Below are 12,876 nucleotides of genomic sequence, written 5' to 3'. Positions count from 1 at the left end.
CGCCGCGAAGGATTCGTTCTATGCAGCCAATGTAGACAGCAAAGTTCTTCTCAGGCAGGCACCGCGGCGCATGGGAGCATCCCACCCACGGCCATCGCGAGGACGTGATCTACCTGGTGCGGCGGATCAGTCCTTCGGACGTCGCTTCAGGCGCGCCCGTTTTGGCAGCTGCGCCGGCCACTGCACGATGTGGTTCTCGAGCTCATCGTCCGGAATCTCGACCTCGCTGCCTTCGACCCGTCCGCGTACGGAGACGCCCGCGTCATGCACGGTGTCGGGATCGCCTGACACCAGGGGATGCCACCAATAGAGGTCGCGGCCTTCCGCAACAAGCTTGTAGCCGCAGCTCGGCGGCAGCCAGTTCAGGGTGCGGACATTGGCCGGGGTCAGGCGGACGCAGTCCGGAACCTTGTCGGAACGATTCGCGTAGTCCTTGCAGCCGCAGGTCACCCCATCGAGCAGCTTGCAGCCGACATGCGTGAAATAGATGTCGCCGGTGCCATCTTCCTCGAGCTTGTTCAGGCAGCAGCGGCCGCAGCCGTCGCACAGGCTCTCCCATTCGGGCCCCGACATCTCTTCCAACGTCTTGGTTTTCCAGAAGAATCCTTCCTGGCCTGAAGGTCGTTTGGGAGCTGCGGTCATGCGCCTCAACAAAAGTTCGAAAGAGCTACGGCTGGTGCCATCTAGGGCGTGCGGCCATGCGGCTGCAAGCAACGCCCGCGTGAGGCCCGTAATGAACCGGGGTCAATTAGGCCTGTTGTTCAAAATCGCAAGCGTGACCATTGGTTTATAGGCCCTGCTCGGCTAGAAGGAACAGCAAGTCCCCACCGTCGCTGGCCGGGCGCCTTGGGTTTGCCGCAACACTCCCGCAAGACGTCTCGATGCCGCCCCCGGCCGGGTGCTTGAACGCTTTCGAACCAAGCCGCAAGGGTTCTAGGTGCGCCAGATCATACCACCGCATTGGAAGGCCCGGATCCGGAATTTCTTCCTGGACCTCGATGCGCGCATCGACTCCTCGCTGTTCTCCTCGGCCAAGGGCATCCGCGAGCTCTACGAGCGCTACTCGACCTTCATGGACCGCTTCTATGTCGGGCGTTGGAAGCGCTGGGTGTTCATCGAGCCGCTGTCGGAGGCCGCGACGCTGGGCCTCGGCGGCCTGGTGGTGATGCTGACCCTCGCCATTCCCGCCTTCCGCGAGACCGCGGACGAGGACTGGCTGAAGAAGTCCGACCTCGCGGTGACCTTCCTCGACCGCTACGGCAACCCGATCGGCAGCCGCGGCATCAAGCACAACGATTCGATCCCGTTGGAAGATTTTCCGGACGTGCTGATCAAGGCGACGCTCGCGACCGAGGACCGCCGCTTCTACGAGCATTTCGGCATCGACATCGCCGGCACCGCGCGCGCGCTCGTCACCAACGCCCAGGCCGGCGGCGTCCGCCAGGGCGGCTCTTCGATCACCCAGCAGCTCGCCAAGAACCTGTTCCTGAGCAACGAGCGCACCATCGAGCGCAAGGTCAACGAAGCCTTCCTCGCGGTCTGGCTGGAATGGCGCCTGACCAAGAACGAGATCCTCAAGCTGTATCTCGACCGCGCCTATATGGGCGGCGGCACCTTCGGCGTCGACGGCGCCGCGCATTTCTACTTCAACAAGTCGGCACGTGACGTGACGCTCGCCGAAGCCGCGATGCTCGCCGGCCTGTTCAAGGCGCCGACCAAATACGCGCCCCACATCAACCTGCCCGCCGCCCGCGCCCGCGCCAATGTCGTTCTCGACAATCTCGTCGACGCCGGCTTCATGACCGAGGGCCAGGTGTTCGGCGCCCGCCGGAACCCCGCCTTCGCGGTCGACCGCCGCTACGAGGCGTCGCCGAATTATTATCTCGACTACGCCTTCGACGAGATGCGCAAGCTGGTCGACACCTTCCCGAAATCCTACACTGAGCGCGTCTTCGTGGTCCGGCTCGCGATCGACACCAACGTGCAGAAGGCGGCGGAGGACGCGGTCGAGAACCAGCTGCGCCAGTTCGGCCGCGACTATCACGCGACGCAGGCCGCGACCGTCGTCTCCGATCTCGACGGCGGCATCCGCGCCATGGTCGGCGGCCGCGACTACGGCGCCAGCCAATTCAACCGCGCCACCGACGCCTACCGCCAGCCGGGCTCGTCGTTCAAGCCTTACGTCTACACCACCGCGCTCCTCAACGGCTTCACGCCGAATTCGATCGTGGTCGACGGCCCGGTCTGCATCGGCAATTGGTGCCCGCAGAACTATGGCCATTCCTATTCCGGCGCGGTGACACTGACGCAGGCGATCACGCGCTCGATCAACGTTGTACCCGTCAAGCTGTCGATCGCGATCGGCCAGAAGGAGCAGCCGAAGGCGCCGAACCCGGCCAAGATCGGCCGCGCCAAGATCGTCGAGGTCGCGCGCCGCTTCGGCCTCAAGGCACCGCTGCCCGACACGCCGTCGCTGCCGATCGGCTCGGACGAAGTCACCGTGCTCGAGCACGCGGTGGCGTACGCGACTTTCCCCAACCGCGGCAAGGCGGTGACGCCGCATTCCGTGCTGGAAGTGCGCACCGGCGCCGGCGATCCGGTCTGGCGCTGGGACCGCGACGGGCCGAAGCCGCGCCAGGCGATCCCCGCCTCCGTGGCCGCCGACATGGCCGGCATGATGAGCCACGTCGTCAGCGAAGGCACCGCGCGCCGCGCAGCGCTCGACGGCATTCCGACTGCGGGCAAGACCGGCACCACCAATGCCTATCGCGACGCCTGGTTCGTCGGCTACACCGGCAATTTCACCTGCGCGGTCTGGTACGGCAATGACGACTATTCGCCGACTAACCGCATGACCGGCGGCTCGCTGCCGGCGCAGACTTGGCACGACATCATGCTCGCGGCGCATCAGGGCGTCGAGGTCCGGGAGATCGCCGGTATCGGCATGGGCCAGAAGCTGCCGCCCGAGCGGATCGCCAACGCACAGGCCAATGCGGCGCCGAAGGTGCTGGAGACCAAGCCCGGTCCGCCGCCCGTATTGACCAAGCGCGGCGCCGACGTTTTGGTGCGCGTCGAGAAGCTGCTGGATGACGCGGCCAGGACCGCGGCCAAAGCGGCCGCCACCGACCCCAAGCAAGCCAAACCGGCATCGTCCACGAGCGCGCTCGCCTTCCCGCAGAACTATGCGGAAGAGAATGCGAACGCATCCGCCCCGCGCAAGAACTGACCGAACAAGTGCGGCTGATCCTGATCACATTGACGGCCCTTCTGCTCGCAACCGTGGTGGGCGTCGGCGCGACCTGGATGACGACGACGCGCGGCACCGAGATCGGCGCGCTGACCATCGGCCCCTGGACCGCGCGTCCGCGCACCGGCACCGCCGACGTCGATCCCTATTCGCGCGCCACCATCGTGCGCAACGGCGAGTTGCCGATCGGCACCGGCGACGGCGTCGCCTTCACGGCGACCGCCGACGACAAGAAGAAGGTGCTCGACGGCCGCTGCGACGTCGTGGTCTCCGGCGTGACGCCGCCGGCACGGTTCTGGACGCTGACGCTTTATGACCGCAAGGGTCATCTCGTTCCCAATTCGCTGCAGCGCTACGGCTTCACCAGCCAGGAGATCGTGCGGCAGTCCGACGGCTCGTTCGAGATCCGCATCGCCTCGCGCTCGCGCGCCGGCAACTGGCTGCCGACCGGCGGCATCGAACGCTACGCGCTGATGCTGCGGCTCTACGACACCCCGGTCGGCGTTGCTACCCGCACCCAGCGCGACGCGCCGATGCCCACGATCACGACGGCGGGCTGCTCATGATCCGGCTGTTGTTCACCATCGTTGCCGGCGTGGTGCTGGGCCTCGTGGTCCATCTCGTCAGCGTGCTGGCGTTGCCGCGGATCGCGACCCAGGACGCCTATTCGCGGCTGACCCCGATGACCAAGCTCAACGCGGTCACGCAGCTTCCGCTCGCCGATCCGCAGACCTCGCCGATGCCGTTCATGGACCCGGCCTTTGCGCTCGCGATCTGCCGCTACGATCTGTCGAACGGGCCGATCAAGCTGACGGTCCCCGTCAGCCAAGCCTATACCTCGGTGTCGTTCTACACTCGCAACGAGATCGCCTACTACGCCATCAACGACCGCTCGGCGGGCAAGAAGGTGATCGAGCTCGACCTGATGACCGAGCCGCAGCACAACGAGCTGCCCGAAGACGAAGAGATCACCGCCGCCGACCGCCTGATCATCGATTCCCCCAGCACCACCGGCCTGATCGTGATGAAGGCGCTCGCCCCCGAGCCCGGCCTGATGCCGCAAGCGCAGTCAACCCTCGCTGCCGCGAGCTGCGGACCGCAGACCGAGCCGCCGGCCAAGGCGGAAGCACCGCGCGGACGGCGCTGAGGCGCGGCTTCGGCGGCGCAAAAACAAAAAAATCGAAAAACAACCCCATGCACAGTAGCGGGGGTATTGAAATCATTAGCCATTTTGATTGCACCAACTAGGCGTTTGCCGAACCGATACATCCCTGCCCGTCGTGCTGTTCAGCTTTGACACGTCGGGCAAAACACTGGCAGAATGGCATCATCGAAAGTTCACCCGCGCGGAGCAATCCGCCGCGGTTTTTTTCATGCCGGAGCGCAGGTGCCATGATCGAGAAACACTATTGTCCCCCGTGCGGGCGGGACTAGCGACGCTGATGTCCCGAGCACTGGCTGCTACTTCAAGAGTCCTTGCTGATTCCAAATCCTCAATTCCGCTCGGTTTGGCGTCAACTGTTCCCGATCACGGACGGCCGGTCACCAAGTGCTAAACGCGGAGATTGAGCAATGCCAAAGCATGACGAAACATCGAAGCAGCGGGAGAAGCGGGAGCTCGACGAGGAATTGGACCGGCAATTGCAGCAAACCTTTCCGGCCAGCGATCCGCTGAAGATCACGCGGGGCTCAACTAAACCACAAGCAGCAAAGCCGGCTGCGCGCGACAGCGAACGACGGCGCCGCTAGTCTATCGATCATCCGGACAGAGCGGGAGCCGTGGTCTCGCGGAAAGAAGGGCTCGCCGGCGAGCGATGAGCCGCGGTACGCGTCACGCCTTTGGGTCGGTGCCGATCAGCGGATTTGACATTGTGCGTTCAGAGCCCGCGGGAGGAACAACGAGAACGTCCACACTCAACGAACGCAGGACTTCTTCCGTTACGCTCCCGATCAACGCCCGAACCAATCCAGATCGCCCGTGCGTCCCCATCACCAGCAAGTCAGGCTGCCTCTCCGAAACCGCACGGGTGATGACCTGCATCGGCCCGCCCTCGCCGACCTGGAGAGACCATCGTTGCGTGCCGAGCTTGTTCGCCACCAGAAACTTCGTCAGCTCCTCCGTTGCCTTTAGACGCTCGCGATCGACATATCCGCTGATGACGGCCGCGCTCGCACCGGAGCGGACCAATCGCGCTTTCGTCATCGGCGAGAAGGCGTGAAGGATCGTTGTTGCGCCCTCTGTCAAGAGTCCGGTGGACAGGCCCACGCGGATTGCATCGGCGGATGTATCCGACATATCGACCGGCACCAGAGCGCGTTCATAGCGCCGCTGCGCCTCGTTGTTCACCATCAGAACCGGATACCTTCCTCCGCGAATTACACGCTCGATTGTGGTGCCTGTGAAGATGTCGCGCAGAAACTGCTTACGATGAGCTCCCATTACAACGAGATCCGCGTCGGCTGCTGCAGCCGCTCGCAATATCCCATCAAAGGGATGGCCCTTGACCACAGTCGGGTAGCACTGAACGTTTTGCAGCTCCGGCATGGATGCGATCTGCTCAACCAGCACCCGCTGTGCCTCGCGCTCTTCGATGCGGATCAGCTCCGCTGGCTGATCCTCGTCGACGACATGAACAAGGTGCAGAGTTGCATCAGGGGAGCGCGCCAGGAGGCCGGCCTGCCGCAAAGCGCGATTGGACCGCGTCGAGAAATCTGTCGCAGCGACGATATTCATGTCAGAATCCTTATAATTGCGAACGGCCGCCAGCCCGATGGCCTGCCAAGCTCGACCAGCGCGGCAATTCGGTTGCCTTGCGGAGGGCCTATGACGCTGTTGCCTGCCGGCTTCATTCGTCTAGTCCACCAGGTTGGCCTGGACCGACGATCTGGAGCCGAGAAGCAACCAAGCATCGCGCCCCGCGAACATGCGGCGCACGATATCTTTCTCGCTCATAAGCAACTGTTGTACGCGGTGACGGAGGTGAACCTCCCAACGTCACCTTTTAGGATCGTGAGGAATTGGCGCTCGGCGGCGAGCGAATGCCTCGCGGAAGCCATCGGGATCTGAAATCCAGATGAACATGACCCATGAGGTCAGGACGAGCAGCGCGAAGAACACCGACATGAGAAACTCCCGGCTTTGGTTGCAGAAATGTTGAGGTATCATCCCGGACGATCTGAATCGTCCGGGTTACCGGCGGATCTGCAGCTGGGTCCTATAAATCCGGCGTCGTAGCGTTGTAGTCATCACTGCCTCTGTTTGCGGTGCGGCTCGCTTGCGAGCGGCATGTGCATTGCTCTGCTCTGCCGAGCACCGAGCTTCCAGCCCTCGCGAACGCGGCATGGACTGAGTTCGGGGCTGATTGCCTCCGATCAGGCGGCCAACATGCAAAGACTTCGGCGAACTCGCCTACTACTCAGCGTCATGCATCATGTACTTAGAGGTGGGCATGCGATGCAGGAAATCAAATGCGACATTTAGCCTGGATTGGCCGACTGGCCGATCAAGGAACCTGCCGCAAAAAATCGCGCGTCTCGCGCTAATTGCCCTCTGGTCCGCGAACTTGCGCACTCTTTTCGGCGGTATCGCGAAATCGCGCTGCGCCCACCAATACGGTCAGCGCAATAGGCGTGGTTACCACGCCAAGCCCGATGATCAGGATTTCGTGCAGCACGGGCCTGCTCTGAAGTACCGAAAAGCAAACGATTGAAGCAGCTGCAATGAATACGGTGCCCAGCGTTGTCCCGAGCGTCGGCGCGTGGACCCGCTCGTAGAATGTGCCGAACCGCAAAAGGCCCAGCGAACCGACCAGTGTGGCGGCGGCGCCGACAAGAAGGAGAAATGCCGTGAGAGCCGCAGCCCAGGGCGGCAGGTGTTCGATGCCGTTCATTCCATCACCTCGCCGCGCAGCAGAAACTTCGCTAGCGCAACCGTACCAACAAAACCGAAGAGGGCCATGGCCAGAGCCGCCTCGAAATAGAGCGTTTCGCCGGATCGAATCCCGAACGTCAGAAGCAACAACATCGCGTTCACGGACAGCGTGTCGAAACCCAGAACGCGATCCTGTGCTCGCGGCCCCCGAAAGATGCGAGCCGCGCCACAGCCGATAGCCAACACCAGAAGTACCTGTGCGGCGACAAGCGCGTAGATCAGCAAGAGCTGGCTCATTCGAATATCTCCAGCAGATGGCGTTCGTAGCGCTGCTTGATCGTGCGGATCCACTCGGCTTCATCGACCAGGTCGAGAACATGGATCATCAACAAGCCCTTCTGTGCATCGAAATTCACCCACAGCGTTCCGGGCGTCGAGGTGATGATGCAAGCCAACATGGCCAGTCCGTAGGGATTGCGCATGTCGAGCGGAATGTTCACGAACCCGGATTTTCGCTGCCGGCGCCCAAAGCCGAGAATGATCCGGCCAACCGCCAAGTTAGAGCGGATGATATCAATCGCTACCAATCCCAACAGGCGAAGAAGGAAGCCGGGTCGCCTGACGTGTGTGCTTGGCAGCTCCAGCACGGTGAGGATCTGCCCGCCGACGAGCGCGATCACACAACCGAGGAGGACATGTCCGACCGTGACTGCTTGATTGAGCAGCAGCCACAATGCGAGAAGACAGAAGCTCACCCGCGGAAAGGGCAGGAATCGCGTCATTCGCCACCCGCCTTTCGGCTGCCTTGGACCCTGATCTCCAGGACGTCGCTGACGTAGCCCGCCGGCGCGTGCAGCGATTGCGCCGTTGCCTGCATGAAACGCATCACCGGACCGGCGAGCACTGTCTGGGTGGCGCAAATGATCAACAGGAACATGATGGGCGCCATTTCGATCAGGCGCACACGCGGCACGGTGCGATCTGGCGAGGCCCAGAAGGAGCGGATACCTGCTCGGGTCAGCGCGACCAACGCCGCAAAACTGGATATGAGGAGCGCCAACAGGAGCGCCCATCCACTGCCGGGAACGGCACCACCCGGATGCATGTCTGAAGGTTGAAGCGCCGCCGTAAGCAGCGCGAATTTGGCTATGAACCCCGACAGCGGCGGAAGCCCGGCGATGACCAGTGCGCATCCGATAAAGGCGACGCCGAGCAATCCCATCGTGCCCACAATGGCCATGCCGACTTCCTCTTCGGTATCGTCCGCACCGTCGTCTTCTCCGTAAGCTTCTCGCGTGACGGCGATCACGTCAGCTCCCGGTTCGCGGCCGCGCTCGATGAGTTCGGCCAGAAGGAAGAACGCGCTGATGCCGAGAGTCGAGCTGACCAGGTAAAACAGTGCTCCACCGGTGACACTGACTTGCCCGGTCCCCGTGGCTGCCAGCACGGTTCCGGAGGATACGAGCACCGAAAAGCCGCCGAGACGGGCGGTGTCCTGGGATGCCAATGTGCCGATTGCTCCGAAGGCGATCGTCGCCACCCCGCCCCACAACAGCCAGTCACTGCCGAAGCCCGCTGACGCGCCGCTGCCCTCACCGAAAAGCAGCAGCGATAGACGCAGGATGATATATACGCCGACCTTGGTCATGATCGCAAAGATCGACGCCACCGGTGGACTCGCGGCTGCGTAGGCCGTCGGCAGCCAGAAACACAGAGGCCACATGCCGGCCTTGAGCAGGAAGGCCACGGCCAGCATGCCGACGCCTGCTTCGAGCAAACCGCGGCTCTCCGCAGCGATTGCAGGTATCCGCGCCGAGAGGTCCGCCATATTGAGCGTCCCGGTGACGCCATAGATCAGGCTGACCCCGATCAGGAACAATAGAGACGCGACCAGATTCACGACGATGTAGTGCAACCCAGCCTTCACCCGTGCGAGACCGGACCCATGCAGCAGAAGTCCGTACGAAGCGGCCAGCAATAACTCGAAGAAGACAAACAGATTGAAGAGATCGCCGGTCAGGAAGGCACCATTGAGGCCCATCAACAGAAACTGAAAGAGCGGATGGAAATGCGCGCCTGTCCGGTGCCAACGGGCAAGAGAGAACACGAGCGACGCCAGCGCCAGGATGCTGGTCAGGAGCAGCATGAGCGCGGAGAGCCGATCGAGAACGAGGACAATTCCGAACGGAGCAGGCCAATCGCCCAGGCGATAGACTTCCCTGATTTCGGGATGACCCGAATCAGACATTCCGAGCAAGATCACCGCGACACAAACAAGTGCAACCGTTGTGGCGACGTTGACCGCAGCCACGATGTTGCGGTGCCGCTCTCCATTCAAGAGCAGCATGCCTGCGCCGGCAAGCAGGGGCAGGACGATGGGCGCAACAACCAGATTTGCAATTCCGCTCACGCCTCGGGCTCCTGACCGTCGACGTGATCGGTGCGCGCCAGGCCGCGCGACGCGAGGAGAACGACAAGGAACAACGCGGTCGTCGCAAAACTGATGACGATTGCAGTCAGTACGAGCGCCTGTGGTAGCGGGTCAGCATGTTTCGTTGCATCCCCGATCTCCTTTGCGATCAGCACCGGCGCTCCCGTCCGCACCCGTCCCATGGCCACAATGAAGAGATTGACCGCGTAAGAGAGCAACGAAAGCCCGATGATGACTTGAAACGTGCGCGGCCTGAGGATCAGCCACACTCCGGAAGCCGTAAGCGCACCTATGCCGATGGCCAGGCTAAGCTCCATTACACCAATTCCTCTTTCGCTCGCTCATCGGGCGCGCGTTGCCCCGCCTGGATCGGCACGCCATAGCGACGCAGCGATTGATGCGCGATTGCGATGAGCATCAGAACCGTGGCGCCGACGACGAGCGAGAACACACCGATATCGAAAAGAAGAGCGCTGGCCGTGGGGACGCGACCGAGCAGAGGCAGTTCGGCATATGCAAAGTACGAGGTCAGGAAGGGGTGTCCGAAAACGCAGGCGGCAGCTCCCGCACACCCTGGCAGCAAGAGGCCGAAACCCATCCAACGCACCGGCATGACGTGAAGACGAGCTTCCACCCACACCGTGCCGCGAGCCATATACTGCAGGATGAACGCTGTTGCCATTGCGATGCCGGCGACGAAGCCCCCGCCCGGAAGGTCGTGCCCGCGCAAGAGAAGGAAAATGGCCACGACGCCGATCACGGGAAACAGCAGGCCCATCATCAATGCCGCGGTAGCAAGCGTGTCCTTGGCAGTGTCGCCCTTCTGTCGATCGGGATGAGCCTCGTCGTGGGCATCCTGGACATGCTGCTGTTCGGGAACGGGAATGCTTTCGGGGGCCGGACGGAAACGGCGCAAAAGCGCGAAGACGGTCAGTGCGACGACCGCAAGCACGGTGATCTCGCCGAGCGTATCGAACCCGCGAAAATCCACCAGGATGACGTTCACCACGTTGGTTCCGCCCCCCTTCGTGTAGGCGTTTTCCACGAAGTATCGCGAAATGCTGTGGTTGTCCGGGAGCTGCATGGCCGCCAGCGCAAGCGTGCCCAAACCGAGCCCGGCGAGGAGCGCGATGGAGAAATCGCGAACGCGGTGCCACCGAATGCTGTCGGGCGCCTCTGCCGGGCCTGGTCGCGCGATGCGTTTCGGCAGCCACCGCAAGCCGAGCAACAGGAGAACCGTCGTAACCGTCTCAACGACGATCTGCGTCAGCGCGACATCGGGAGCGGATAACCAGACGAAGCTGACGCAGGTGACGAGACCCGCGGTCCCGAGCAGTATCAGCGCCACCACCCGATGAAATTTGGCCTGGACCGCGGCCGCCACCGCGCAGCCAACGCCCACCACCCAGAGTAGTCCAAAGACGAGGTCGAATTCCCTCCTTGACGGTCCCGTCAGCGAGAGGCCGCGGGCGTAGAGGGGCAGCAGGGCAGCGACGAACGCCACGCCAGCCAACAGTCTCAATTGTGGTTGGAGACGCCTCGTGCCGAGATTGGTGGCGAGCCATCGCGCAAACCGCCAGGACAATGTCACCAACACCCAGTCAAAGATCCGCTTGCCATTGATGCGACCGAGCAAGGGCGGTCCCTCATGCGCGAGCAGGTAGGAGCGCAGCATGACGTAGACGCCCAACCCACCGGCCATCGCTACGATGCTCATCAGAAGTTCAGGCGTAATTCCGTGCCAGAGACGAAGGCTGTACTCCGGCATCGCGGAGCCGAGAACCGCCCGGGCAGCCGTATCGAGGATCGGCGCCACTGTGAGAGCCGGCGCGACACCGACGATGAGGCATGCCAGCACGAGCAGTTCGGCCGGAAGTCGCATCAACAGGGGCGGCTCATGTGGAACGCGTGGCAAGCCGGTTGGAGCCGGGCCGAAGAACACGTCGCGAATGAAGCGCAGCGAATAGGCAACCGTGAACGTGCTGGCGAGAGTGACGATGTACGGCAGCGCCTGATCGACGAGGGAATTGTCATGGACCTCGATCGTCTCGGCAAAAAACATTTCCTTCGACAGAAAACCATTCAGCAACGGCACTCCCGCCATTGCCGCGGCAGCCACCATGGCCAGCGTCGCCGTAATCGGCATGAAGGCCCATAGCCCGCTAAGGCGGCGGATGTCGCGCGTGCCGGTTTCGTGATCGATGATGCCGGCCGCCATGAACAGCGATGCCTTGAAGGTCGCGTGGTTCATGATATGGAAAATCGCCGCGATCTGTCCGAATGGGGTATCGAGTCCGGTCAAAAGCGTGATCAATCCGAGATGGCTGATCGTCGAGTAGGCCAATAGCCCCTTCAGATCCTGCTGGAACACGGCGAGAAAGGCGCCCAGAAAAAACGTGATCAGGCCGATCGAGCCCACCAGCCACAGCCATTCATTCGTTCCACCCATTGCCGGCCAGAGCCGCACTAGAAGGAACACTCCGGCCTTCACCATTGTTGCCGAATGGAGATAAGCTGAAACGGGAGTTGGAGCGGCCATCGCGTGCGGCAGCCAGAAATGAAACGGGAACTGGGCGCTTTTTGTGAGAGCGCCGAGAAGGATCAGAACGAGTGCGGGGACATAAAGCGCGTGCGAACGGATCGCGTTTCCGGAAGCCAGCACCTGCTCCAGGTCATAGCTGCCGACGATGTGCCCGATGAGCAGCACGCCGGCGAAGAGGCAAAGCCCACCCGTCGACGTGATCACCAGCGCCATCCGCGCGCCGTCTCTCGCCGCCGCGTTGTGGTGCCAGTAACTGATCAGCAGGAATGAAAAGAGACTGGTCAGCTCCCAGAAAAAAACCAGTTGGAGCAGGTTGCCGGAGAGCACGATTCCCAGCATTGCTCCCATGAAGGCGAGCAGCAGGGAGAAGAACCGCGGAACGGGATCACTGGGTGACATGTAGTACCGGGCATACAGCACCACCAGAAAACCGATGCCGGTGATCAGCATGGCGAAGGCCCATGCGAACCCGTCAAGCCTCAGCACAAATGCGAGTCCAAGTTCAGCGACCCAGTCCGTTCGCCACCCGACAACGCCACCATTCGTCACGTTCGGATAAGCCGCGCCGATGAGGCAAAAAGCTGTAAGTGCGACCGCTCCAGCGAGCCATGCCTCAGCGTTGCGTGCATTGACCCGCAAGAGCGCCGCAATAAAGCTTCCTGCGAAAGGAAGGACGAGAACGGCAAGCAGGAACATTTGCGTTCATTGCCCCAGGCTGCGAGGTGGAGAGATGCTTTCGCTGATCCTCAATTGCTTAGCCGAGGCGGATCGATATCTCCACTGCT

The 12,876-nt window shown here is 62.4% G+C and carries 13 protein-coding genes; 4 read left to right on the top strand and 9 right to left on the bottom strand.

Annotated elements, in window-relative coordinates:
* Window positions 1-126: 126 nt before the first annotated feature.
* Entirely contained in the window at window positions 127-642 is a 516-nt protein-coding gene (locus ACFQX9_RS02040; protein WP_026233606.1) for a YcgN family cysteine cluster protein, read from the bottom strand.
* Window positions 643-937: 295 nt separating this feature from the next.
* On the opposite strand from ACFQX9_RS02040, the gene ACFQX9_RS02035 reads away from it, so the two are divergent.
* The 4 genes from ACFQX9_RS02035 (at window position 938) to ACFQX9_RS02020 (ending at window position 4,996) form a co-directional block, all read left to right on the top strand.
* The gene (locus ACFQX9_RS02035; protein ID WP_377786347.1) at window positions 938-3,226 is read left to right on the top strand and encodes a transglycosylase domain-containing protein; all 2,289 of its coding nucleotides are present in this window, start codon (window positions 938-940) and stop codon (window positions 3,224-3,226) included.
* Between the two features lie 8 nt (window positions 3,227-3,234).
* Window positions 3,235-3,813 carry a DUF1214 domain-containing protein gene (locus ACFQX9_RS02030; protein ID WP_007593444.1) on the top strand — a complete coding sequence of 193 codons (579 nt, stop codon included), beginning with the start codon at window positions 3,235-3,237 and terminating at the stop codon, window positions 3,811-3,813.
* On the top strand, window positions 3,810-4,394 hold the full coding sequence (locus ACFQX9_RS02025; RefSeq protein ID WP_018458536.1) for a DUF1254 domain-containing protein: 585 nt from the start codon (window positions 3,810-3,812) through the stop codon (window positions 4,392-4,394). The genes ACFQX9_RS02030 and ACFQX9_RS02025 overlap by 4 nt, the downstream gene beginning before the upstream one ends.
* Window positions 4,395-4,819: 425 nt before the next feature.
* Entirely contained in the window at window positions 4,820-4,996 is a 177-nt protein-coding gene (locus ACFQX9_RS02020; protein WP_018458535.1) for a hypothetical protein, read from the top strand.
* An 82-nt stretch (window positions 4,997-5,078) separates the two neighbouring features.
* On the opposite strand, the gene ACFQX9_RS02015 is transcribed toward ACFQX9_RS02020, so the two are convergent.
* From ACFQX9_RS02015 to ACFQX9_RS01980, 8 genes are all read right to left on the bottom strand, one after another.
* On the bottom strand, window positions 5,079-5,981 hold the full coding sequence (locus ACFQX9_RS02015; protein ID WP_377786345.1) for a universal stress protein: 903 nt from the start codon (window positions 5,979-5,981) through the stop codon (window positions 5,079-5,081).
* Between the two features lie 261 nt (window positions 5,982-6,242).
* Window positions 6,243-6,371 carry a hypothetical protein gene (locus ACFQX9_RS02010; protein ID WP_018458533.1) on the bottom strand — a complete coding sequence of 43 codons (129 nt, stop codon included), beginning with the start codon at window positions 6,369-6,371 and terminating at the stop codon, window positions 6,243-6,245.
* Window positions 6,372-6,786: 415 nt separating this feature from the next.
* The gene (gene mnhG / locus ACFQX9_RS02005) at window positions 6,787-7,137 is read right to left on the bottom strand and encodes a monovalent cation/H(+) antiporter subunit G (protein WP_018458532.1); all 351 of its coding nucleotides are present in this window, start codon (window positions 7,135-7,137) and stop codon (window positions 6,787-6,789) included.
* Entirely contained in the window at window positions 7,134-7,415 is a 282-nt protein-coding gene (locus tag ACFQX9_RS02000) for a K+/H+ antiporter subunit F (RefSeq protein WP_018458531.1), read from the bottom strand. The genes mnhG and ACFQX9_RS02000 overlap by 4 nt, the downstream gene beginning before the upstream one ends.
* Window positions 7,412-7,900: a Na+/H+ antiporter subunit E gene (locus ACFQX9_RS01995; protein ID WP_377786341.1), complete on the bottom strand. Its 489-nt coding sequence runs from the start codon at window positions 7,898-7,900 to the stop codon at window positions 7,412-7,414. The genes ACFQX9_RS02000 and ACFQX9_RS01995 overlap by 4 nt, the downstream gene beginning before the upstream one ends.
* Window positions 7,897-9,528, bottom strand: coding sequence for a monovalent cation/H+ antiporter subunit D (locus ACFQX9_RS01990; protein WP_377786339.1), 1,632 nt, complete (start codon window positions 9,526-9,528; stop codon window positions 7,897-7,899). The genes ACFQX9_RS01995 and ACFQX9_RS01990 overlap by 4 nt, the downstream gene beginning before the upstream one ends.
* Window positions 9,525-9,866 (bottom strand): Na+/H+ antiporter subunit C, encoded by a 342-nt coding sequence (locus ACFQX9_RS01985; protein ID WP_018458528.1) that lies wholly within the window; start codon window positions 9,864-9,866, stop codon window positions 9,525-9,527. Before ACFQX9_RS01985 ends, ACFQX9_RS01990 begins: the two co-directional genes overlap by 4 nt.
* Window positions 9,866-12,787, bottom strand: a complete 2,922-nt coding sequence (locus ACFQX9_RS01980) for a monovalent cation/H+ antiporter subunit A (RefSeq protein WP_377786337.1) — start codon at window positions 12,785-12,787, stop codon at window positions 9,866-9,868. Before ACFQX9_RS01980 ends, ACFQX9_RS01985 begins: the two co-directional genes overlap by 1 nt.
* Window positions 12,788-12,876: the final 89 nt, after the last annotated feature.

This window comes from Bradyrhizobium sp. GCM10028915, from assembly GCF_042666195.1.
Taxonomy (GTDB): Bacteria; Pseudomonadota; Alphaproteobacteria; order Rhizobiales; family Xanthobacteraceae; genus Bradyrhizobium; species Bradyrhizobium canariense_D.
Note: the sequence above shows the minus strand (reverse complement) of the source record. Positions and strands in the feature narration are given on the sequence as shown.

Bases quoted from the DNA above. Each gene is read 5' to 3' on its own strand.
- ACFQX9_RS02040 (WP_026233606.1), bottom strand. From the start codon at position 642: ATGACCGCAGCTCCCAAACGACCTTCAGGCCAGGAAGGATTCTTCTGG.
- ACFQX9_RS02025 (WP_018458536.1), top strand. From the start codon at position 3,810: ATGATCCGGCTGTTGTTCACCATCGTTGCCGGCGTGGTGCTGGGCCTC.
- ACFQX9_RS02020 (WP_018458535.1), top strand. From the start codon at position 4,820: ATGCCAAAGCATGACGAAACATCGAAGCAGCGGGAGAAGCGGGAGCTC.
- ACFQX9_RS02015 (WP_377786345.1), bottom strand. From the start codon at position 5,981: ATGAATATCGTCGCTGCGACAGATTTCTCGACGCGGTCCAATCGCGCT.
- ACFQX9_RS02010 (WP_018458533.1), bottom strand. From the start codon at position 6,371: ATGTCGGTGTTCTTCGCGCTGCTCGTCCTGACCTCATGGGTCATGTTC.
- mnhG (WP_018458532.1), bottom strand. From the start codon at position 7,137: ATGAACGGCATCGAACACCTGCCGCCCTGGGCTGCGGCTCTCACGGCA.
- ACFQX9_RS02000 (WP_018458531.1), bottom strand. From the start codon at position 7,415: ATGAGCCAGCTCTTGCTGATCTACGCGCTTGTCGCCGCACAGGTACTT.
- ACFQX9_RS01995 (WP_377786341.1), bottom strand. From the start codon at position 7,900: ATGACGCGATTCCTGCCCTTTCCGCGGGTGAGCTTCTGTCTTCTCGCA.
- ACFQX9_RS01985 (WP_018458528.1), bottom strand. From the start codon at position 9,866: ATGGAGCTTAGCCTGGCCATCGGCATAGGTGCGCTTACGGCTTCCGGA.
- ACFQX9_RS01980 (WP_377786337.1), bottom strand. From the start codon at position 12,787: ATGTTCCTGCTTGCCGTTCTCGTCCTTCCTTTCGCAGGAAGCTTTATT.